General features: G+C 32.3%; 18 protein-coding genes and 1 pseudogene. All 19 read right to left on the bottom strand.

The window, feature by feature from the left end; all coding sequences use genetic code 11:
- Positions 1-89 precede the first annotated feature (89 nt).
- The 19 genes and pseudogenes from ACKTTZ_RS02650 to ACKTTZ_RS02740 all read right to left on the bottom strand — a co-directional run bounded on the left by ACKTTZ_RS02650 (position 90) and on the right by ACKTTZ_RS02740 (position 24,346).
- Positions 90-1,355 (bottom strand): hypothetical protein, encoded by a 1,266-nt coding sequence (locus ACKTTZ_RS02650; RefSeq protein WP_034699111.1) that lies wholly within the window; start codon positions 1,353-1,355, stop codon positions 90-92.
- A 19-nt stretch (positions 1,356-1,374) separates the two neighbouring features.
- Positions 1,375-3,207, bottom strand: a complete 1,833-nt coding sequence (locus ACKTTZ_RS02655; protein WP_034699108.1) for a glucosamine 6-phosphate synthetase — start codon at positions 3,205-3,207, stop codon at positions 1,375-1,377.
- Between the two features lie 97 nt (positions 3,208-3,304).
- On the bottom strand, positions 3,305-4,480 hold the full coding sequence (locus ACKTTZ_RS02660) for an O-antigen ligase family protein (protein ID WP_081906518.1): 1,176 nt from the start codon (positions 4,478-4,480) through the stop codon (positions 3,305-3,307).
- A 105-nt stretch (positions 4,481-4,585) separates the two neighbouring features.
- Positions 4,586-5,926 (bottom strand): polysaccharide deacetylase family protein, encoded by a 1,341-nt coding sequence (locus ACKTTZ_RS02665; RefSeq protein ID WP_253316987.1) that lies wholly within the window; start codon positions 5,924-5,926, stop codon positions 4,586-4,588.
- Positions 5,927-5,938: 12 nt separating this feature from the next.
- Positions 5,939-7,120 (bottom strand): lipopolysaccharide biosynthesis protein, encoded by a 1,182-nt coding sequence (locus ACKTTZ_RS02670; protein WP_034699100.1) that lies wholly within the window; start codon positions 7,118-7,120, stop codon positions 5,939-5,941.
- Positions 7,117-7,860, bottom strand: coding sequence for a PHP domain-containing protein (locus tag ACKTTZ_RS02675; protein WP_051934593.1), 744 nt, complete (start codon positions 7,858-7,860; stop codon positions 7,117-7,119). The genes ACKTTZ_RS02670 and ACKTTZ_RS02675 overlap by 4 nt, the downstream gene beginning before the upstream one ends.
- On the bottom strand, positions 7,830-8,897 hold the full coding sequence (locus ACKTTZ_RS02680; protein ID WP_407847220.1) for a hypothetical protein: 1,068 nt from the start codon (positions 8,895-8,897) through the stop codon (positions 7,830-7,832). Before ACKTTZ_RS02680 ends, ACKTTZ_RS02675 begins: the two co-directional genes overlap by 31 nt.
- Before the next feature lie 107 nt (positions 8,898-9,004).
- A complete protein-coding gene (locus ACKTTZ_RS02685) occupies positions 9,005-10,015 on the bottom strand; it encodes a Gfo/Idh/MocA family protein (RefSeq protein ID WP_034699096.1) in 1,011 nt (336 codons plus the stop codon).
- A gap of 10 nt (positions 10,016-10,025) precedes the next feature.
- A complete protein-coding gene (locus ACKTTZ_RS02690) occupies positions 10,026-10,598 on the bottom strand; it encodes a DapH/DapD/GlmU-related protein (protein WP_407847222.1) in 573 nt (190 codons plus the stop codon).
- Positions 10,599-10,610: 12 nt separating this feature from the next.
- The gene (locus tag ACKTTZ_RS02695) at positions 10,611-11,735 is read right to left on the bottom strand and encodes a DegT/DnrJ/EryC1/StrS family aminotransferase (protein ID WP_407847224.1); all 1,125 of its coding nucleotides are present in this window, start codon (positions 11,733-11,735) and stop codon (positions 10,611-10,613) included.
- A gap of 34 nt (positions 11,736-11,769) precedes the next feature.
- A complete protein-coding gene (lhgO, locus tag ACKTTZ_RS02700) occupies positions 11,770-12,960 on the bottom strand; it encodes an L-2-hydroxyglutarate oxidase (protein ID WP_034699090.1) in 1,191 nt (396 codons plus the stop codon).
- Positions 12,961-12,966: 6 nt separating this feature from the next.
- Complete coding sequence (locus ACKTTZ_RS02705; protein ID WP_079242932.1) at positions 12,967-14,262, bottom strand: nucleotide sugar dehydrogenase; 1,296 nt, start codon at positions 14,260-14,262, stop codon at positions 12,967-12,969.
- Positions 14,262-16,649: a polysaccharide biosynthesis tyrosine autokinase gene (locus ACKTTZ_RS02710; protein ID WP_034699085.1), complete on the bottom strand. Its 2,388-nt coding sequence runs from the start codon at positions 16,647-16,649 to the stop codon at positions 14,262-14,264. Before ACKTTZ_RS02710 ends, ACKTTZ_RS02705 begins: the two co-directional genes overlap by 1 nt.
- A 6-nt stretch (positions 16,650-16,655) precedes the next feature.
- Entirely contained in the window at positions 16,656-17,480 is an 825-nt protein-coding gene (locus ACKTTZ_RS02715; protein WP_034699083.1) for a polysaccharide biosynthesis/export family protein, read from the bottom strand.
- A 39-nt stretch (positions 17,481-17,519) separates the two neighbouring features.
- Positions 17,520-19,448: a nucleoside-diphosphate sugar epimerase/dehydratase gene (locus tag ACKTTZ_RS02720; RefSeq protein ID WP_034699080.1), complete on the bottom strand. Its 1,929-nt coding sequence runs from the start codon at positions 19,446-19,448 to the stop codon at positions 17,520-17,522.
- Positions 19,449-19,805: 357 nt separating this feature from the next.
- The gene (locus tag ACKTTZ_RS02725; RefSeq protein ID WP_051934591.1) at positions 19,806-20,264 is read right to left on the bottom strand and encodes a regulatory protein RecX; all 459 of its coding nucleotides are present in this window, start codon (positions 20,262-20,264) and stop codon (positions 19,806-19,808) included.
- Between the two features lie 57 nt (positions 20,265-20,321).
- Complete coding sequence (gene glyA, locus ACKTTZ_RS02730; protein WP_034699074.1) at positions 20,322-21,587, bottom strand: serine hydroxymethyltransferase; 1,266 nt, start codon at positions 21,585-21,587, stop codon at positions 20,322-20,324.
- 150 nt (positions 21,588-21,737) lie between these two features.
- Positions 21,738-22,647 (bottom strand): annotated as a pseudogene (locus tag ACKTTZ_RS02735) (NAD(P)/FAD-dependent oxidoreductase).
- A gap of 172 nt (positions 22,648-22,819) precedes the next feature.
- Positions 22,820-24,346, bottom strand: coding sequence for a glycosyltransferase family 39 protein (locus ACKTTZ_RS02740; protein ID WP_407847228.1), 1,527 nt, complete (start codon positions 24,344-24,346; stop codon positions 22,820-22,822).
- Positions 24,347-24,444 lie beyond the last annotated feature (98 nt).

The following is a 24,444-nucleotide window of genomic DNA, read 5'->3' on the forward strand; positions in this document are numbered from 1 at the left end:
TTAAACATTAGTTATGTTTCATTCTTAATTATTTGGTTTTCTAACAGATGGAGAATTACATACTTGAAATACAACCATGCTAAATGAGATTATTTCAGATTTACAATTTCCTGAAAAAAACCTTTATCATGGGTGATATAGGCACTCTGCTCGGAATAATAAGGGAATTTTCCTGCTATTCTTTCATACATGATATCGACTTCTCTGGTATTTAACATTTTCCACCAGCCAATAAAAATATGTTCAAAGTTCTGAGATGGCTGGATTCCTTTTTTCCCACCTTTAACATCACTTCGAAAGCTACTGTTATTACCATCTATATAATTATTGAAGGTATAAAAATCATTTTTTGAATTATAAACAGCAATGTTGGTTATCAACTGATTTGAAAGTAATGTGGTGAGTTTTTCCAAATAACTGTATTTTATTGTATCGTTTTGAAAATTAATTTTCAACAGATGCAGATAAGCACACATTCTCGAAAAATGAGAGGCATCCCAATTAACATTTTGGCTCTTTTCAAGGGCTACATCCTTAAAATCCGGATGATCTTTCCAAATATTTGGCTGCAGATACCATCCTTTATCTTTAATACTTACTTCTTTTTTCAATACCTGATAGAATCTGTCTTTAATAGAGACTAAATCAGGAGTTACTGTTCGTTTGGCATCTTTTTCAATGAGTAAAAGACTTACACCAGTTCCCATAACATATAGCTCAAAATCAGTAATTGCTCTATAATAACTTAGATTACCATTAAAGTTCCCACTTAAGATATAATCTATTCTTTGTTTTGCACCATAAAATTTCTTTGATTCAGCATCCCAAATGTTTGCGGGATTATTATTCCAATAATATAATACTTCACTTTTTATGAAATCATACATCTTGGTATTTTCGGCATTGCCTTTTATGCCACTTCTTCTTAAATATTCTGAAACAGTAAAGTAAAAGGTTCTTTTAGCCAAATCATCTGCCTGTGAATTCTTTTTTACAATAAGTAATGTATTATAAGTAAACAGCTTCTGAAATTTATTTATTAACTCATTATTTTGAGTATCATAAGCATATTGCATAGGAACATACAAAAGAGCTGAACTATCATAGACAGAACTGTACCACTTGGACAGTTGAGTCTCTGAGCTAAATACATCCGTATAAAAATCCAACATTTTGGAAATCTCCTTAACGCTTAAGTTTTTGTTCGTAAATGTGGGATTATCCGATGTAAATATTAATTTATTCTGTATTGCTGGTGCTGGTTTAAAAATAGGCATAGCCAAACAGAAAGAACTACTATACATCCAATAAGTAAATAATAAAGTAATCTTAAAAATCAGGGTAGAGCTTTTCATTTACGAACAAAAATTTAAATTATTTTTCAGTATACAATTTCGGAATTTTATTCACGATTTTAATTACTCTTTCAAAATCCAGTCCTAAAGTATCCAGATACCATCTGATATTCTGATAACGTGGAGTATTTTCTATTTCAACAAGTTCTAAAGCTCTTTCTCTTGTTATTTGTCCTTCTCTGATCTGATTGCTTCTGAACGTATCATGCTCTGTAAAACCAGCTACAGTATAATATACATAATTATAAAAAGCTGCTGTACCATCACCAATTCTCCAGGTAGTGGTAGTATCAATTGCTTTTTCCCAATTATAATCATTTAAAAGAGTATTATCTACCTGCTCCTCATCCCATCTCCAATAATCAAAAATGTGATAGTAATCCTGTTTTTCTGTGAAGCTGCGATAGTATTCACCAGACAAGGTATCCCAAAGTGAACTATTGAAATATCCAGGGCTCTCCATCATCGCTCTGAATCTTTTGGAATGATATCTCAGCTGTTTCATAGCACCATGGCTGTATACTCTTTTTTCTTCAAAATCAGGTTCAATATCTAAAAATCCTGTTTTAAAGTGAGTTACTTCCAATGGATTTACTCCCCAAAGATTAAGGTTGATCCCAGTTTGTTTTTTGATATCTTCCACATGTCTGAAGAAATGTTTATCTCCTGCAGTAAGCATTGCCATCATTCCTAAATGAGGTGACTTCAGCCATGCTTCAAGGTTCATTCTGATGTTTTTTCTTTTCAATGAAATATCTGCGGCAACAATAATGTTTTCTACCCCAAGATCAGCACACATACGGCTGATATTTCGTCTACCGAGGTCCGTTACCATTCCCCAATCATAGGTATAAGTAACAGGTTTCATCTCCAGTTCCTTTACAATAAGGTGCAATCCATAGCAGCTATCTCGACCTCCTGAAAAAGGAACAATACAATCCAGTTCCTTACCTTTTCTTCTGTAAGGTTCAACCAATTTAAATAATTCTTCTTTCGGTTTTGGATTATTTCTTGGTTTGTAGCTTTTACAGTAATTACATACTCCTTCTTCATCAAATTTTATGAAAGGCATTGTCTCTGGGAGAATACATTTAGTACACCTTTTGATATTAAGCTTTTTATATTCAAGCAGTCCTTCTTCAATAGTATTAAATTTAAACTCGGGGATTAAGTTTTCTACTCTGCTTTTTTCATCTGTGATGGTAAGATTTTCTTTTGAGACAGGAATATCCAAAATCAAAGACTCTTCTTTTATCTGGGTGATATTTTCGCAGCCTATGATTCTAAGTCCGTAGCTTTCTGATGCAAAATAAGTTTTGTCCTCATTATAACCTACATATAAACTTCCATTATTAGAAAAAAGAAGAAGTTTTCCTTTTTCTGGCAGAGCAAGAGCACAGGCAATAACTCCCTGACATAAAGAAAATATCTCTTTAGGAAGGTTTTCTAATTTGTTTTCGTCGTTATTAAGAAACTCTTCTGCAATAGCCACAATAGCTTCGGAATCAATTTTTAATTGTCTTCTTACCGATAGCTTACTCCAGACTTCTTCTTCGTTTACAATAATCCCATTATGTATTGCACATATATTTCCTCTGATGACTGGCTGATTATCCCCCAGTCCATTAGTAATCAATCTACTATGTCCTAAAACAATATTGTTATTATATGGTTTTACCTTATTCAGTAATTTTTCAATGCTATAATCAGCTCTGTTTACTTTATATTGGTTATTTTGATAATAAATCAAACCACTAGAATCTACTCCTCTTTGTTCGGAATGCTTTACCAGAGTTTGAAACTTTTGTTTATTAATGCTGGTGTTCGATACGACACCAAAAATTCCACACATTTGTTTTTTTCTTTTTTTAAATTAAATAATATTTATAGGAACTTATATAAGTATAATCAATTTTTACAAAATTAATATTATACATTATTTCAAATTTTTAATTAGTTATTCCAGCTTTGTATCTTTTTTCAGATATAAAAAACATAATCCATATAATACTACATCTCCAGGAATCAAAAGAGTTACTTTTGTTGTCTTCCAGATAAAATAATAAAACTATAATAAATAATATCAGCATATTTTTATTTTTTTTAGAAATGGAATAGTTCTTAAAAAAAAATAATAAATATATTGATAGATATAATAATCCACCTAATATCCCTAATTCCATCATTGCTTCAACAAACAAATTATGCGGATAATTACTTTGATCAATGCCATCCAATATAAGTCCAGAACTTCCAATTCCCAATCCAAAAAAAGAATGATCCAGTATTGACTCCAGTCCAATTTCAAGAAAGTTTCCTCTTACTGATAAACTAGCATCATCGTTATAAACTTTAAATATATTAAATCGTTCAAAGTCAACATTTTGAAATGCAAAAGTATAAATATTCTCTCCAAAAATAAGAATGGTAAAAAATAATGCCCCTATTGCAAATCCTGTTTTATAATTTATCTTATAATTTTTAAGATTCAAAGTAAAGAAAATAATTAAGGATAATATCAAATTAATAATTGGACCTCTTCCACCCAGTTGAAATAGTAAAAATAATATTGATAATCTGTAAGCTGCAACATACCATGTTAATTTGCTTGCCAAAGAGAAAATAAAACATGCACACAACATGATTCCAATAACCAAATATGTAGGAACTTTATCTACTAACAATTCAGAATCATGGAATATAATAAACATATTATTAAAATACAGATAAAACAATCCTACAATCATTAATCCACCAATAAGATACATCAATAATTTCAATTCAGAAAAAATAGATTTTTTAAATACAACAATGGGGTACATTACTGTAAAAATATTCAGAACAACAGCAAGGGATTTAGATTGGGCATAGATAGTAGATACTGAATAAAAATTAGAAATAAGAAAAATAAAACTCAATATAAGCATTAAAATAACGATGAGGCGATCCTTTACTTGTAGCGGAACTATTGTACGCAATTCCGAGATCATTACCACAAAACAAAGCAAAAGAGACAATAGGGTCAAATCCATTGGAATAGGCAACCACTTTAGAGACCCCGAAAAAACAAAAATAAAATAAATGAATACTTTAAAAAATGTAAACTTGTCTGTAAATAATGACATATTTTTCAATTATATTTTTTTTATTAAAATTAAGGAAGCTTTTCATTTATTACAATCAATCATGATAGGCTGGATGAAATCTTTTTTTGTTATTATTGTAAGTTTCTATTTTTTCATATTATATTGTGAAATAAATCTTAAATACACCTTCTTATACCACTTTTGATCTCTGAAAACTCTATCATTATGCCAAAGTATGGTGAAATCACCTTCAACTCTTTTTGTTATTTTGAAAAGATTTTCCAATACCTCAAAAGCTTTATCCATAGAATATTTTTGGTAATGCGTCAATGTAGCATCCATAGCAATTAGAGGGTTCTCAAGAATGTTGTAAGGTTGGTCTTTTTCAAAATTATATGGGTGAAATTGGTGTGCTGTACCACATTTAAATCCTTCATGGTCTGCAAATCCCATAGTATAATCGACCTTTATACCACATTTCTCAAGATTTTCAAAAGTTACTCTACGGTCAAATCTAAGATAATGCTGTCTTGCCAATACAATATCTCTTTCTGATGTATTTCTAAGCCTCTCTATTTCATCGTTCATAACAGCAATATCCCTGAACGTATTAAAGCCTGGATGAATACCCAGCAGCATATCTGCATCTGTAATTTTAGAAATCACCTTTAAAACATTTTTATTTATCACCTGACCTTTATCAAATTGAGATGGCTTCGCAGTCATAAAGAAAAAAACTGATCTTAAACCGTATTTTTTTGAATCTTTATACAATTGCTCTATGCCTTTAAGGTACTGATCTTCTTTTTTAAAAACAATAGTTTTTAACATGTTCAGTATTGAACTGCATAATTGTAAAGGTCTTCTTTCTCTAATAGCTTCTGCAGCCAAAGTCTTAACCGATGTAAAAAAACCGTCAAATCTATAAAGGTTATCTATATCATGAGTAGGAACAATTATTGTTGGCTTTAATGAGGGAGTAAAACTTTGTACTTCATTTTTAAGAATTTTTCTGATCAGAAATGCGTATTCATCAACAACGGGTGTAGTAATCAGATTATATTTACAGACTAAACTATCTTTATATCTGAATCTGTCAAATTCATCTCGCGCTTCTGAGGTCAATTCATCATAGCATGATAATAAAACAAAAGATAAAGTAATAATATCATAATTGATTTGAATATGTCCATTATTACATTCATAAAAATCACTTACATTTTCATCAATAACCGGAATGTAATGATAATCATCATATGAAGGTATAGACTTCATATGAGCTTTGCCTTCTATCAAATCAAGCAATTTATCGTGTGAACATAACTTAAATTTAATTCTTATTCCCTCAACCTGAATTGTTACACTATCTTCCGATAAAAATTCTAAAGTTGGAGAAACGGTATAGCCAAATGCAATTTTCAGTAAAAACTTAATTGTATATAATATAGCATTTTCTGTTCGCAATTTTTTTAACATTACTTTCATGGAAACAAAAAATCAAGATTTATTAAATAGTAAAGAAAGTAATAAATATCTAAATAAAATTACTCCTACATAAATCCATATAAAGAAATCTATTGTAGAGCTCTTTCCTAAAAAAAATGAAACAAACAAAACCAAAGTGGTAATTACCTCCCAAACGAGGAAAATTTTATTCTTTCTTTTAACCAATACACCACTTGAATAATGAGAAAAAGACGATGAAATAACAGTCGTGAAAATTATTATTTTACTCATATCAAATGCCTTTCTCCATTTATTAATATCAAAAAATAAAGAGAAAAAATATTCCCCAAAAATTAAATATACAATAGCAAATAGTAGGGAAACCAAAAATAATAATCCAACATAGGTATTCATTTTCTTATTGAGTTTCGCTTTATTGGTTTCTGACAAATCCTTGTATATTAACCCATTTAAACTTTCAGATATTAAACTTAGTGGTTTATTCACAATTTTGGAAGCCATAAAATAATTCCCCAAAATAGCTTCTCCAAAATAATGTTTTATAAAGAAACTAGGTAACTCCGCATTAAAAGTATTAATAAAATAAGCGGGCATCTGATGCAATGGAAAGGACTTATATTTAATTATAATATTGTAGAACTCTTTGTAAACAAAATTTCTTCTTTGTATTTTGAGATAAAACAATATAAATATAGTAGCAAAAAAATTAGGAATCACATAAGATAATATCAAAACCCAGTATGATAATTTTATATAATAACCAGAAAGTATAATGATAACTGCAAACACAGAGCTTAGTATCATTGATTTACTGACAATATTCAACAAGCCTTTTTTTATAAGAATATCTTTTGATGCACCATATAAAGATTGACTAAATGCAACCAACGGTACAATTAAAAAATAGGAATCTATATCAAAAAATAACATTGAAATAAGTATAACGAAAAAGGAAATTAATGAGATGGTTATACTTAAAAAAATGGAAACAGCATATAGCATACTATATTCTTCGCTCTTTGCTGGTAACATAATTGCTTTGTTGTAGGATAAAGTATAAAAGTACGCTAATGGGGCTGAAATTGATAAAATAAAGGAAAGTACTCCAATTTCGTAATCAGAATAAATTCTTCCGGTTAATGGAACTGCAATCAGTAATATTAACTGAGATAATATATTGCTACCTAAAAAAGATATTATTTTTCTTTTCATAAATTTAAATAATCTTCTTTAGTTCTCTTAAAAAGAGTTTTATATACAATATATATAAACAATTTAAAATTTTTGTTCACATACGCTTTTTTAACTTGTGATAAAAAAATATCTGATACTGAACTTTTTTTAAGAAATAATGGGGCAATTTCGCCATTCGTTAATGCTTCATGAAATTTCAAATCATTTTTTTCATATCCCACCACTACATTTAAAAGAGTTTGAGGAATATGGGAATCAGAGCTCCAGATTACAGGTTTTTTATATTTTAGAGACAACAGATAAGACTTGTAGTTATTAATGACTGATGATCTGGCGTTAAATACTTCTATCACATCAACAGCTTGTGCCAGTTCTTCTATTTGGGTGTGCCCGTCATATGGATGAGGTAAAATCAAGATGGCATTTTGTTCTTTTGCACTTTTATAAAACTCCTGCCATGTCATGTCTGTAATTTCATTCTTTACATTTAATGCTATAACATCTCCCCGATCAGTTTTATATTCCGCAGCAATAGGAATCTCTACATTCAGATTTAGTTCTTTTATTTTTCTTTGAAGTTCTAAACTCCCTTTTATGGTCTCATGATCAGTTAAAACAACAAAATCAAGTTTTTTATCTCTTATTGTTTTCACTATTTTTTCAATCGTATTTATTCCATCATAGGAATAGGTACTATGAAAATGAAAAATTCCCTTTTTCATTTTATTTACTTTGAGAAAATTTTCTTTATGGTCCATATTAATTTGATTGAATCAACGAAAAAGTTTTCAAACAAGTTCGTATAAGAGTCCTTATAAAAATATTCTTTTATTTTATGCAGTTTTCCTGTTTTAAGTAAAACCAAAAGATCTCCGTCTAAAACCCAAAAGAATTTTTTTTCAACTTCATATTTTTTTTCAGTTTGTTCTTCTATGTTATTTGAATAAGCTTCAATCAAAGTTTTTCCAAAATTAAGTCCTACTGCATAAGATAAATCTAATGAACCCCAAAATTTGGGATTTAACTCTATTAAATAATATTCTTGTTTCGTCTTATCATATTTATACTCAATCATTAATGGGCCAGACCAATTTAAATATTCTATAATTTGTTTAGATATATTAAACATTTTTTCACAAAAAATAGACTTGGCAGCTGTACTGGATCCCCCGGTAATTGGTATTTCTCTAATACGCTGGTGCATATAATAGCTAATGATTTTACCTTCTTTAGCAATACAAAAAAAGCCTCTGCCTACTCCTGATACCTGCTCCTGCATTAATAGTTTTACTCCCCTTGACAAGTATTTTTCTATTTTTTTAAATTCGGATTCAGAGCCTAATTTTACATATAACGGATCAAATTTGGCTAAGCTTTCATTGCTTGATTTAACAACACAATTCTTATCTCTACTGTATAGCCTTAATTCCTCCAGATTTGAAAATAATTTACATTCGGGATAATTTACATCGCTAAGAGAGTTCAAAATTAGCATTTTATCTTTATTTAGTGCTATTTCAAGACTCTCTTTTGTAGGTATTAAACATAATTCTCTATATTTTTCAGAGCATATCTTTACAGCATCGCTCCCTACAGGAATTATAAATTCGGGGTTAATCTGTTTGACTGATTGTTCCAAATCCCCAACAATATAATCTTTACAATAACCAAATCTTTTAGCAAAAAAAACAGATTCTTTATCCATAGCAAAAATTTGGTGCCTATTTTCTCTATGTAATTCCCTCTGCAGCGCTATAGAGTTTTTATAATTTGCTTCCGTTATCAAAATTCTCATATCTGTTTTTCATTATTCAGGGTTGAACAAAATTCAAGGATCTGACAGTATAGTTCTTTCTTCTTTCATTTTCAAATTCATCATTATACCAAAGTAATGAGAATTTCCTATTTTTTATCATATATTCTCTCAATAATATCCACTACTTTCAATCCTTCTAAAGCATTCGTAGTAATGGTATTTCTTCCTTTTAATACATCTACAACGTTTTCAATGATAAAATGGTGATTGGCTGCAGATCCTTTATAAGCACCATAATCATTTCCAGGGTTAGTTGGAGCCAATTCCGGCATTACATAGTCTTTTATATTACAAACTTCTACTTTGTCCATATATTGTCCTCCAATCTTCACAGATCCATTTTCTGCGATAATGGTCATAGAACTTTCAAGATTCTGATTCCAGACTGAAGTAGAATAATTCAATGAACCCATTCCTCCGTCTACAAAATCAAAGCTAACGAATCCTGAATCTTCAAAATCTGTAAGAGTTGCATGATTAAAATCTGCAAATTTTGCCTGAATATTGGTAATATCACCAAACAGCCAGTACATGATATCGATAAAGTGAGAAAACTGTGTAAATAAGGTTCCTCCGTCAAGATCTTTTTTCCCGTGCCATGATTCTGTCTTGTAATATCTGTCATCACGGTTCCAGTAGCAATTAAGCTGAACCATATATATATTCCCTAGTTTTCCGCTTTCTACCATTTCTTTCACCCATGCAGAAGGTGGTGAATATCTGTTTTGCATTACTGCAAAAACCTGTTTATGCTTGTGCAAAGCCTGAAAAATAAGTTTTTCCGCATGCTGTTTTTTCAGAGCCATTGGCTTTTCTACTACAACGTGCTTACCTGCATCTATCACTTTATAAGATTGCTCAAAATGGAATCCGTTGGGAGAAGCAATGTTAATAACATCTACTTCAATCCCGGAAGCTAAAAACTCATCCAGAGATGCAAAAAAGGGAGCGTCATAACTTTCGATTCCCAATTGAGATTTATCTTTAACATCAATCAAGCCTACTAATTCACATTCTTCATTTCTTGTGATCATTTCGGCGTGTCTTTTTCCGATATGTCCGCAGCCAACGACTGCAAATTTTATTTTTTCACTCATTTGTATGTTTTTAAATCTTTGAAACTTTATTATTTTCTAATTTGTATTTTTCTCCACTTTCTTCACAAACAGCTATATTTTCTGCATCAAATTCAAGTCTTTGCCCGAATTCACTCATCCATCCCATTTGTCTTGCAGGGTTTCCTACTACCAATGCATAATCCGGAACTTCTTTTGTAACCACGGCTCCTGCTCCAATAAAGGCAAACTGACCTATATTATGTCCACAAACAATAGTTGCATTAGCGCCTATAGATGCACCTTTTCCTACATGGGTCTTCAGATATTCATTTTTTCTGTTTACTGCACTTCTCGGATTTATCACATTGGTAAAAACCATAGAAGGGCCTAAAAAAACATCATCATCACATGTTACTCCTTCATAGATGGATACATTATTCTGAACTTTCACATTCTGTCCTAAAACTACTTTAGGTGAGATGACAACATTCTGACCTATATTACATTTTTCACCTAAAATGCAACCTGTCATAAGGTGTGAAAAGTGCCAAATTTTGGTTCCTTCACCTATTTGACATCCTTCGTCAATAACGGCTGTTTCGTGTGCAAAAAAATCCGACATATCTGCTTTATATTAATTAAAATAGTTCTTAATTTCTGTAATAATAACATCCAGTACTTCCTGATTAAATTCTGTATGTACAGGAAGGGAAATAACTTCTTTGCAAAGCTGCTCCGTAACCGGAAGACTAAAACCTTCTTCTACATATTGAAGAAAAGCTTCTTGTTTGTAAAGAGGCAAAGGATAATATACCATACTTGGAATATTCTTTTCTGCCAAATATTTTTGTAATTCGTCTCTTTTCCCATTTTTCACTCTAAGGGTATACTGATGAAATACATGGGTAGAATTTACAGCTCTCTTAGGAGTTTGAATTTCAGCTATCTCTGCAAGGTTTGTATCATAATAATCTGCCATTCTGTTTCGGGAAGCAGAATACTCATCCAAATGCTTAAGCTTAACTTTTAATACGGCTGCCTGAATGGTATCCAATCTTGAATTACAACCTAAAACTTTGTGATAATATTTCTTTTCCTGACCGTGGTTGGCAATCATTCTGATATTAAAAGCTAATTCATCGTCATTTGTCATCAATGCACCACCATCGCCATAGCATCCGAGATTTTTTGAAGGGAAAAATGAGGTACATCCGATATGCCCGATAGTTCCCGTTTTTTTCACAGTTCCATCAGAAAAAGTATAATCAGAACCTATTGCCTGAGCATTATCTTCAATCACAAAAAGGTTGTACTTTTCCGCAAATTCAAGAATTTTCTCCATATCAGCACTTTGGCCGTATAAATGAACAGGAACAATGGCTTTGATTTTGGGTGTCAGATATTTTTCAAGACCATTTAACTCTATATCGAAAGTATCTTTGTCTACATCTACCATTACTGGTTTTAATCCTAAAAGACCAATAACTTCCGCAGTGGCTACATACGTGAAAGCAGGGCATATTACTTCATCACCTGGCTGCAGATCAAGTGCCATCATGGCAATTTGAAGAGCATCTGTTCCGTTAGCACATGGAATAACATGTTTTACTCCCAGATATTTTTCAAAATCCTGTTGAAATTCTTTTACTGCAGGACCATTAATAAATGCGGTACTATCGATACATTCCTGAATACTGATATCTACGTCTTCTTTTATTTTCAGGTATTGACCTTTAAGGTCAACCATTTGAATTTTCATATTCTTAGTTTTTTGAGTGCACAGAGTGCATTTTTTAATTCATGATCAGCTCACTTATTTTATTTCCTATAGAAAGGCAGGACGTAGCTGCTGGAGAAGGAGCATTTCTAACATGAATAATGTTTCCGTTTTTCACGATATCAAAATCATCAATCAAACCTCCATTTCTGTCGCAAGCTTGAGCTCTTACTCCTGAACCTCCTGTAACAAGATCGTTTTCCTGTATTTCCGGTAAAAGCTTTTGAAGGGCTTTTGTAAATGCAGATTTGGAAAGTGAACGGTGCATTTCTCCCATTCCGGTTTTTCCATATTTTGCTACAATTTTTCTAAATCCCGGCCATAGCATGGTTTGCATGGTTTCGTTAAAATTGAAATCAAAAAAGTTATATCCTTCTTTTTTGAAGGCCAAAACAGCATTAGGGCCAGCTTCTATATTACCATCAATCATTCTGGTAAAGTGAACTCCAAGAAACGGAAAGTTAGGATCAGGTACCGGATAAATAAGATGTTTTACCAGATATTTTTTTTCATCCTTAATTTTATAATATTCTCCTCTAAAAGGAATAATGACCACATCGTTTTTTTCGTTGGTCATTCTGGTTATCTTATCGGAATACAATCCTGCGCAGGAAATTAACTTTTTGGTTTTAAATTCGGAAATATTGGTATTGACAATAATTTCAGATCCTTTATCAATGATATTTTTTACTTCATGATTAAATCTTACTTCTCCTCCTAATGCTTCAAAAAGTTCTTTTATTTTTTTTGCAATTCCCGGATAGTCGATAATTCCGGTTTGTGGCACTTTAATTGCTCTTACTCCTTCACAATGCGGTTCGATTTCACGGAACTCTTCTCTTGAAAGGTATTTTAAGTCTTGTAATCCGTTTTCTACTCCTCTTTTATAGATATTATCTAGAAGGGGTAATTCTTCCTGCGAAGTAGCTACAATAATCTTTCCGCAAAGGTCATATCGTATACCGTGTTTCTCAGCAAAGTTAATGACTGAATTATACCCTTCAATACAATTTTTAGCTTTAAGGCTTCCCGGTTTATAATAAATCCCGCTATGGATTACTCCACTGTTATGTCCTGACTGGTGCAATGCCACGTCATTTTCTTTTTCTAAAATAAGAATCTTAGAATCAGGATTTTTAAGTTGAGTCTGGTAGGCTGTAGCCAAACCTACCAAACCTGCACCAATGATTATGATATCATAGTTCATGATCTGTTATAATCTTGCATCTACCAGATTTCTGTCTAAACATGCTTTGGTGTCAAAAACCACAGCATTTTCTTTTTTAAGCTGATCCAGATCCATTTCCAGGAACTCATTGTGAGATACTGCAATCACTAAAGAATCATACTTTTTCCCATCCTCAAGAGCGTCCAGAATATCAATTCCATATTCATGTTTTACTTCATCTTTACTCGCCCAGGGATCATAAATATCTACATTAACTCCATAATCTGCAAGTTCTCTGTAAATATCTACAACTTTAGTATTTCTGACATCCGGACAGTTTTCTTTGAATGTAACTCCTAAAATCAAAGCATTTGAGTTTTTGATCACTCCCCCTTTTGCAATAAGAAGTTTCACTACTTTAGCTGCAACAAACTTTGCAATAGAGTCATTTACACGTCTTCCAGATAAAATAACATCCGGGTGATATCCTAACTGTTCTGCTTTGTGTGCAAGGTAATAAGGATCTACGGAGATACAGTGTCCTCCCACCAATCCTGGTTTATATTTTAGGAAGTTATATTTTGTACCTGCCGCTTCCAATACATCATTGGTATCGATACCTACTCTATCGAAAATTAAAGCTAATTCGTTAACAAAAGAAATATTAACATCCCTTTGTGCATTTTCAATCGCTTTTGAGGCTTCTGCTACTTTAATGCTAGGCGCTTTATGGGTTCCTGCAGTAATAATTTTCTTATATAGACTATCTACTTCCTCAGCAATCTTGTCGGTAGAACCAGATGTTACTTTTTTAACACTTGTAAGAGTATTTACTTTATCTCCAGGATTAATTCTTTCCGGAGAATAACCTACAAAAAAATCTTCGTTAAATGTAAGGCCTGAATATTTTTCAAGAACCGGTACGCATTCTTCTTCTGTACATCCAGGAAAAACTGTAGATTCATAAATAACAATATCTCCTTTTTTGATAATTTCTCCTAACATTTTTGAAGCAGAAATTAATGGATTCAGATCTGGAGCATTATATTTATCAATAGGGGTAGGAACTGTTACAATGAATACATTAGCTTCAGAAATATCAGATAACAGGCTTGTTGCTTTATAGCCTAAAGAACCATTGGATTCATTATATTTTTTCAGTCCATTATTTAATTTATCAACATCAGCTTCAAGCGTTATATCCTTTCCGTTATTAAGCTGATCTACACGCTGAGTATTGATATCAAATCCAAAAACAGGATAGTGATCTGCAAATTCAAGAGATAAAGGAAGACCTACATAACCTTGGCCTATAACTGCTATTTTATATGTTGTTATCATTAACTAAGTTTATTTTTTATTTTTTGAAACCATGATTGTTCTGTATGTTGGTTATAACCATAACCATACTTGTTACTGTATCCTAAATTTTCTCGGCTTACATCGTTAAGTACAAATCCAACATTTTTGATTTTTTTCTGATCAATATTGTTATTAGCAAATTCTAATAATGCTTTTTCGGTGTATTTAGATCTGGATACATAAATTGTAACATCAGAAAGTTCAGCAATAAGGAAAGTATCTGTTACAAGAAGTAGTGGCGCGGTATCCAGGATAATATATTCATATTTATCTTTCAGTTCGCTGAGAAGAATCTCATAACGACCGTTGGATAATAATTCTGTTGGATTTGGAGGAATCATTCCTGAATAAATTACATCCAGATAAGGATTAAAAGATGATACATGAATAATATCTGTAAGTTTAGTGTCGTCATTGTAAAGATACTCCGTAAGCCCAGCAAGTCCTTTTCTGGCAGGATTATATCTTTGAAGCTGAGGATTTCTGATATCAGATCCGATGATAATTGCTTTTTTCTTAGGGTTTGCCAGTGTTAAAGCTAAATTCACGGAGGTGAATGTTTTTCCTTCTCCCTTTACAGTTGAAGTAACAAATACTACTTTCCCTTTTTTCTCTTTTGAAAGCATGAAATTCATATTGGTAATAAGAATTCTAAATGCTTCCGCCATAGGCGTAATATCATTCATTTTAACAATTTCAGAATCTCCTTTTTCAAGACTTGGTAATTCTGCAATAATAGGTGCATGAACTAACTTCTCAAGATCATGTTTTGTAACAATTTTATTATTAAACAGTTGAGACATGTAAATAATAATAAAAGGAACTAACAATCCAAGAAATAATGAAACGAATAAAATAGCTTGGGTTTTTGGTGCAACAGGGTTTGCAAAAGCATACGCCATATCAATGACTCTCGCTTTTGGTGCCGTAATAGATTGCGCAATAGCTGTTTCTTCTCTTTTCTGTAATAATAATAAATATAAGTTTTCTTTAATTTTTTGTTGTCTTTCTATTCCCCTGAATATTTTTTCTATGGAAGGAATTTTAGCTATTTTTCCTGTTACCTTATTTTGCTCTCCTACATATTCATTTCTTGCAAGTTCTAACCCTGCCTTATTTCTCTGTAGAGTTTGAACAACTGAAGTACGCATTGAATTTATTTGTTTACTAGTTTCAACAACTATAGGGTTTTCTGTAGTTGCAGATTCTAATAATCTCGCTCTTTGCATTACTAATTGGTTGTAGGATGTAATTGCAGAAACAGCTTCAGGATTATTTAATCCGATATTCATTGGTAAAACCTGATACTGTCCTTGCTTGGACATGAAAGAAATCAAAGAATTTGTCAATTCCAATTGGGCATCAAGATCCAATTGTTTTCCGCGAGCTTCTGCAGAACTTTCAAGATCTATTTTAGCTTCTGTTTCAAGGTCAGTAAGATTATTCTTTGATTTAAAACTCTCTTTTTCATTTTCAACCTGACCAAGCTCTACTGAAAGTTTTTTTACTCTATCTTCAATAAAATCTAATGTTTTTTTAGACTCCTGGTTTTTATCCAAGATAGCATCGTTATTATAAGCAACAACTAATGAATTAAGAATATCTTGTGCCTTTGAAATTACCGGATAATTCATTGAAAGCCTAAGTACAGTAGCTTCTTTGTTTGCTAAATCTACATTAAGAGCACTTGTTAATGCATTCACTTTTGCTTCAACCGATGATATGAGTAATTCTAAATTTTTCTTATCAATATTGGGTGATGCTTTAGGGTTATATTCTTTATTTTTAGTAATGATAATATTAGCAAAAGGAAGATTTATCATTCTTCCATAACCAGAAATAATATCTTTTTTCTGCTCTTCATCATGTATTATAATTTCTTCCCCTTTTAATTCTACATTAATAAGATTATTTGCTTTTTTGGATACCTTCTCATTTATAACTTTTACTTCAATGGGCGAAGATTCTTTGTATAGCTCAACACGACTTACTTTTCCTTTAACAATGATATTAGCCTGAAGGTTTTTATTGATAACCACATCCCTCATCAGCTTTTTTGATTTCAAAACTTCAATCTCATTGGAAATACTGTTAGTTTTCATTCCTCCCAGTCCTGATAAATCAGAAAGAACACCCAATTCGTTATTTGAAGATGAATTTTTGGAATCTTTTATAAGTAAGGTGGTTTCCACATAATAGACTGGAGTCATAAATCTTATGGCAAAATAGCCAATCGTTAAAGCTACCATTGCACAAAAAATAAACCATGGCCATCTCCTTAAATATGGTTTGATTATTTCACTAAAATTAATTTTATTTGAATTGTTTTCCACTTCTGAAAATTGTGAAGTTTGCTGGTTATCCATCAATTGTTATTTCTTATTAAATAAACTTACTACTACGGCAACTGCTGTAACCGCAATAGAAATGGCGGTCAGGTAAAGTCCAGTATTGGGATTCTGTTTTGCCATAACATCTTTTGTATTGTTTGAAGAAACAATAATAGCATCTCCTTGCTTAAGATTATAATATGGAGAATTAACTGAATTAGCATCCCGAATATTGATACGGCCATGAGAAACCACACCATTTTCTGTTCTGACAACCAATATATCTTCTCTTTTTCCATATTGAGTCAAATCCCCGGCCATCCCTAATGCATTTAAAATAGTTGCCTGGCCATTGGCAATAGTATAATCTCCCTGTCTGTTTACTTCTCCTAATATGGTAACTTTGAAGTTTGTGAGCCTTACATTAATTGTTGGATTAATAACATATTTTGTCATTCTATCCCTTAATTCATCTTTGAATGCCGTCAAACTTTTATCTGATGTATTCAGTTTTCCCAATATAGGAAAGTCAATATCTCCATTTGCATCTACAATATAAGTAGGTCCTGAAAGTATTGTAGCTCCTTGGTTAGGAGTATTTCCTCCTGCTATATTATTTGTCTGGATAAGTTCTGATGAGGAATAATTCTGATTAAAAGGTTTTACAACATCCATATCTTTTGCAGTGATCAGAATAATAAGCTGATCCCCAACCTGGATTGTATTTGCTGAATTTTTAGCAGAGGCATTGATTGCAACCTGTTCTATATTCTGCATATAATTTAAATCATTCTTAGCATTGGGATTAACTTTGCAGGAAATCACTAATGAAGATGCCAAAACTACTGCTAATATTTTTCCTTTCATTATTTTGTTAAATTATGCAAATATACATTTATATTTTGTCTATTTATCAAGAGCCTCGTAGATTGAATTATTGCTTCGGAATTCCGGCACTATAGTTTTAAGAATCCTTACTACTTCCACTTTATCTCTTCTAAGAGAAGCTTTTGTAATTTCTTTAGTAAGCGTATCTATTTCTGCAAATCCTATAGAAGGATCTTTGGAGATCATGATTTTATCATTATGAGTAGGAAGTGTTTTTGCGTCATCACTCAAGAGTTCTTCATATAACTTCTCGCCAGGTCTCAATCCTGTATAAATGATCTTAATATCAATATTAGGTTCGAATCCTGATAATTTTATCATTCTTTTGGCAAGATCAATAATTTTAACAGGTTCTCCCATATCAAAAACAAAAATTTCACCTCCTTCACCCATTGTTCCTGCCTGAAGAACCAGTTCACAAGCTTCAGGAATAGTCATGAAATATCTTACAATTTCCGGATGGGTAATGGTTACCGGACCTCCAGCTTCAATTTGCTTTTTAAAATGAGGGATTACAGAACCGTTAGATCCTAATACATTTCCAAATCTTGTTGTAATAAACTTGGTAACGTTACCTTCTACATTCTGAAGAGACTGTACAAAAAGCTCAGCAGCACGCTTTGAAGCACCCATTACGTTCGTTGGATTTACAGCTTTATCTGTAGATACCATTACGAAACGGTTTACTTTATACTTGCTGGATAGTTTTGCAACAATCTTAGAACCTAATATATTAACAAAGATAGCTTCGTGAGGATTTTCTTCTACCAAAGGTACATGCTTATAAGCAGCTGCATGATATACCATTGAGAAATTGTACGTTTGGAACAGAGATTCCATTCTGTGATGATTGGAAACATCTCCTAAAACAAATTTGAAAGGAATATGAGGAAATTTATCTCTCATTTCAAGTTCAATTTCATAAAGCGGTGTTTCTGCCTGATCTAAAACTACAATCAATGAAGGGTTGAAAAGAGCAACCTGTCTTACAATTTCACTTCCTATGGATCCTGCTCCACCGGTTACTAATACTGTTTTATCAAAATGTCTGCTTTTAACTTTTTCGTTCTGAATTTTGATAGGTTTTCTATTTAACAAATCTTCAATTTGAAGATTTCTGATAGATCCACCCAAATCGCTGTCTCTCAGTTTTTGTACTGATGGTGCTTTAAAGACATTAAGATCTTTCTCTAAAAATAAATTCACCCATGAATTCATCTCATCTCTGGCCATCATTTCTTTAACAATAAGAACGCCATCAATAATAAGATCTTCTTTGGTATTTTCTTCTATTTTTTGTTTTTCATAAATGGGCTTTCCTAACAGAGATGCTCTTTTAGAATCTGTTCTTTGTGTCAGGAAACCTACTACCTGATAAGGTAAACTCGGGTTATCAAGAATAGCACGTGCAATGGCAATAGATTGTTCATCAATTCCCAATACTAAAATTCTTTTTTTCAGTGCGCTTCTTCTGTATTCCCTTACAATATGGAAAAATTCCTTCACATAGAGTCTGAAAAGAAATAATCCCATAAATGAAATTACAAAATAAAGCATCAGATAAGGAGTAAGGATGAATTTACTTCCTGTAATCCAGAAATAGCAGATATTTACAGTTCCGATAGCCAGCATTGTGCAAAAGCAGGAGATCAGAAGTTTAAATAAATCTATAAAAGTAGAATGGCGGATGATCCCGGCATAGGTCTTGAAGACATACATAAAAGCAGCATTTACCAGAATAATAAAAGCGAAAATTAGGCTTTTATCATCATGATATATGAATTCCTGCTTTGTAATTTTTGCGATAATGTAAGTAGAAAGAAATAAAGATATTACCAGAATAATAATGTCTATAACAAGAATTATCCATCTAGGAAGATATCTTACGTCTGAGAGATTGACAACATTATCCCCTCCAAATATTGTTTTTCTAAGAGAATTGTACATTGTCTATATTGGTGTTCATATTTAATTAAGGTATAATATCTAATTATCCAATCAAAGATAGTTTCGATACAATCATGCAAAAATAAAATAAATTTATTTCAATATGCTGAAATCAAAAATAAATTTGATGTTACATTTATAAAATCTAACAATTTCATTGCGGTACAGCTAAACCCACAGACAAAAATCATACCATAGAAACTGTTTATCAAGGCGACATTTATCTATCTAAATTTTTTATTTCAGCTGTTTTTTCTTTAAAAAAAATATTAAATCTTTATATATCAATCTTTTTCAATGAACTGATTGTTTTTTTTCCTAAAAGTCATACGTCAAGTTTTTTTTATTTATTAATATTTAGTCAAAAATATCAATTATTTTCTCATACTCAAAACCTTTACTCATCAAATATTTTATAGTTTTGGTTTTTTTTTGATATTCTTTCAAGCCAGTTTGTTTGGTGTAATAATCATCAAAAATTTTTCTGATGGTTTTTTCATAATCTGAGTCATCTATCTCATCAAAACAAGAGCTTATTAGCCTCTCTGAAATCTGTTTTTGTTTCAGATTGATCTTAATTTTGGTCTTCCCCCAATGTTTGATGTAGAATTTCCCTCGGATATAGCTCCTGGTAAACCTTTCTTCGTTCAGAAAATTTTCTTTCAGCAGAAATAAAATAATTTCTTCTTTTGCTTCATCAATAAGCAGAAACTCTCTCATCTTCTGTTCCACTTCCGCATGGCAACGGTCCTGGTAAACACAATAATTAACAAGCTTCTGTTTAATTTCGTCGAAAGTATAAGATTTCTTTTCCATTGTAATAAAAAAAGAATGAGCAGTTTGCCCATTCTTTATATGATATTGGAATGTCTGTTAGTAATTGAACAGAGCTTTACCTTCCATTAATTCGTTAACTTTCTTTCTTACAGATCCAAGAACTTCTTCATTCTTGATATTATCTACTACTTCAGAAATTAATCCCGCAATAGTATCCATATCATTTTCCTTAAGTCCTCTGGTTGTAATAGCAGCAGTCCCTAATCTGATACCAGATGTTGTAAATGGTGATTTATCATCAAAAGGAACCATGTTTTTATTACAAGTAATATCAGCAAGTACTAATGCTTTTTCAGTTTCTTTACCGTTTACTCCTTTATTTCTAAGGTCTACTAACATCAGGTGATTATCTGTACCACCGCTTACGATATCAAAACCTCTGTCGATCATTGCTTTTGATAACGCCTGAGCATTAGATTTAACCTGTTTTGCATAGGTTTCGAACTGTACGTCCAATGCTTCACCGAAAGCTACCGCTTTACCAGCAATTACATGCTCAAGAGGTCCTCCCTGAATTCCTGGGAATACAGCTCCGTCAAGTACCTGGCTCATCATTTTGATTTCTCCTTTTGGAGTTTTGTGACCGTAAGTATTTTCAAAGTCTTTCCCCATCATGATCATACCTCCTCTTGGTCCTCTAAGAGTTTTGTGAGTAGTGGTAGTTACTACATGACAGTGCTCGAATGGAGAGTTTAATAATCCTTTTGCCACTAAACCAGCCGGGTGAGCGATATCTGCCCAAAGTGTAGCTCCAACTTCGTCTGCTACTTCTCTGAATTTAGCATAATCTAAATCTCTTGAGTATGCTGAGAAACCAGCGATAAGCATTTTTGGTTTTTCTCTCAATGCAACTTCTCTCATTTGGTCATAGTCGATAAGACCTGTTTCCTGCTGAACTCCGTAAGAAACTACGTTATATTGAATCCCAGAGAAATTCACTGCAGAACCGTGAGTAAGGTGTCCTCCCATTGAAAGATCCATCCCCATGATTTTGTCACCTGGTTTCAAAACTGCAAGATAAATGGCAGCATTCGCCTGAGAACCGGAATGCGGCTGAACATTCACGTAGTCTACTCCGAAAAGTTCTTTAGCTCTGTTGATTGCTAAAGTTTCAACCTCATCTACTACTTCACATCCTCCGTAATATCTTTTTCCGGGATATCCTTCAGCATATTTATTTGTCAGTACACTTCCCATTGCTTTCATCACGTTTTCAGAAACAAAGTTTTCTGATGCAATAAGTTCTAAACCATGGGTTTGTCTTTGTCTTTCCTTTTCAATCAGGTCGAAAATAATATCCATTTTACTTTTAGTTTTTGAAATTTTCACCCCAAATGTACGGAATTTTCGTCGAGATTTCTCTATTGAAAAAATGATTTTTAAACACTAAAAAATGAAAAGATGTATCCATAAATCTTACATTATGGTTCTTTTAAATGCATCAAAAAGCTTTTAAAATTCCTCATCAGAAAGTTCTTTATTCACCACAGCACCGGCAAAATTTCCTTGTGCAACTGCATTGGCTACAGAACGCATCATGGTCACATTATCTCCACAGGCAAAAACTCCGGGAACAGTTGTTTTCTGCATCATATCTACTTTAATAAATCCCTGTTCTGTCAGTTCACATCCCAAATCATCGGATACATTGATATTCTGTTCAAAAGGAATTTTAGCATACAAAGCCTGTAAAGGAATTTCTTTTCCATTTTTGAAAACTATTTTTTGAATAGAGCCATTTTCGTGTTTTATGTCTTTAATTTCATCTTCGTTAAGAATAAATAATGTTATTCTGACTAAGTTTTCCGATTTGTTCTTCCGTAAGTACAGCTTTTCCATTGGTAAACAAAGTAAGGTTTTTAGTCAGATTATAAATCAGTTTTGAAAATTCGTAGGCCATATCACCATTAGAAAGAACACCTGTTATTTTGTTTTTTACTTCATAGCCATGACAATAGGGGCAATGGATAACAGAAATTCCCCAGCATTCTGCAAATCCCGGAATATCCGGCATGATATCCTTTACTCCCGAAGCAAGGATCAGCTTCTTAGTATGAAATTCTTTTCCGGATGAAGTTTCAATCACAAAACCTTCGGCTGTTTTTGCTGTTTTTATGACTGTTCCGTTATAAAACCTTACAGTGTCATACTTTTCTACATCTTCTTTTGCCAGCTTTGCAATTTCCGCAGGAGTTTTCCCGTCATGAGTAACAAAGTTATGGGAATGCGGAGTCTGTCTGTTGCAGGGTTTTCCGTTATCAATGATGAGAACGTTTCTTAAAGATCTTCCTAAAGACATTCCTGCTGATAATCCTGAATAGCTTCCTCCTATTATGATAACATCAAAGTTTTTGTTTTCCATAGCTCAATTGATAGTTGATAGTTGATAGTTGATAGTTGATAGTTGATAGTTGATAGTTGATAGTTGATAGTGCAAAGATAGCCTAAAATTTATTAATGCAATAAAGTTGCAATAATATTTATCTATTAACCTTTTCTTGTATACAAATCATCATTTCCAACTTTATTGAAAACTATTTCCATTCATTTTTAACTTCGATAATTTCGTCCTGAATTCTTTTGTTGACATCTATTTTTGCTCCCTGTAAACTGAAAATTGCGGTTCCTCTTTCTCTTGCGTATGGGTTGGTAATAGAATCTTCCAATTTTGCAACTTCAAAAAAAGAGCCGGATTCTCCAAGTTCTTTCCCAGCTTCAGAGGCATCTTTAACTCTGATCACGTTTTTATATTTTTTGCTTAAGTCTATCCAATTGATATAATCTGCATGAAATGACATAGCTGTCACTCCAGCTTTTGAATAATAATTAATCGCTCCGGTCTGTCCATAATTATCACACAACACCATCGTATTTCCGGTTTTTGATAATCTGGAATATTCTTTATCTACTTTTTGAGCAAGTTCTTTCCACCCTTGCATATCGGCAAAATCCTGTGGCAGCGGATGATCTTTTCCATCTTCCCAGCGAAGCAATCCGAGTTTTTTATATTGATCCTGATGGGATTCAATATATTGAGGACTTTTATTTGGAAAGGCTACATTATATAGAGGAAGGAATAAAAGTATTGGAATAAGTATACTGACCGGTTTTAAAAACCTTTTCCATCCTTTTTCAAATACATATCCAAGAAAAACAGCCCCAAAAGCAATATAAACCGGATAAAGTCCTATTGCATAATAATCCTTCGCTTTAAAAAACAAAAAAAGAGTGATCGTGATTATATAACTCCAAAAGAAAAACCTGAATTTTTCAAAAGGTTTATACAACAGTAAAGCTCCCCAGCCTGCAATAATCACAAAAATAACTCCAACAAAAAATAAAATCTGTGATTTCATAAAACCCAATCGGTCTACATGCACCAATTGTTTTTCAGAAAGTTCTTTCATATGATGAATAACCGGAAACTGGTTCTGATACTGCCAGAGAAGATTGGGGAAAATAATAATTAAAGCTAAAAGAGCAGCCCAATACACATGAGACTGCATAAAAATCTTCCTTTGCTCTGTCAGCAATAATGCAGGAATAAGCCCTAACAATGAAAAAGCAATATTGTATTTATTTAATATTCCTATTCCGACAATGACTGCACCTATATACAACCATTTTACTTTTTGGGAATTGAAATATTTAATCAGACTGTAGTAAATAAATAACCAAAGGAAGATCTCCAGAGATGTGGGCTGGAATAACATATTTACCCGAAGAAGTACAGAAAATAATAGCCCTAAAGAAGCCAATACTTTAGCAAACAGGTTTCCATTGAGTTCTTCAACAACCTTCCATGTCAGTACAATTGTCAAAGCTCCGAACAGCGCTGGAAAGAATTTAACCCAAAAGACAGAGTTTCCCAACATTTTAATGATCCAGGCCAACCAGGAATTAACGGGAGGAACGGAAAGATACCCCCAGGCCAGATGATTAGCCTGATCAAGATGAAGGTATTCATCTCTGTGAAGTTCATACTCAGGGCTTATCAGTGAGTATTGGAGTGCAAACTTTGCAATGATAAAAAGAAACAGAATCCAATAGTCTTTTTTCATGGAGGTATAGTTTGGAATTTAAAATTAAGACATTTTAAATTTACTTTTTGTTACAATCTTGCTATTAATTAATAAAAAAGAATCCCGGAGAAAAAAAT

The organism is Chryseobacterium sp. KCF3-3, assembly GCF_045865955.1.
Classification (GTDB): Bacteria; Bacteroidota; Bacteroidia; order Flavobacteriales; family Weeksellaceae; genus Chryseobacterium.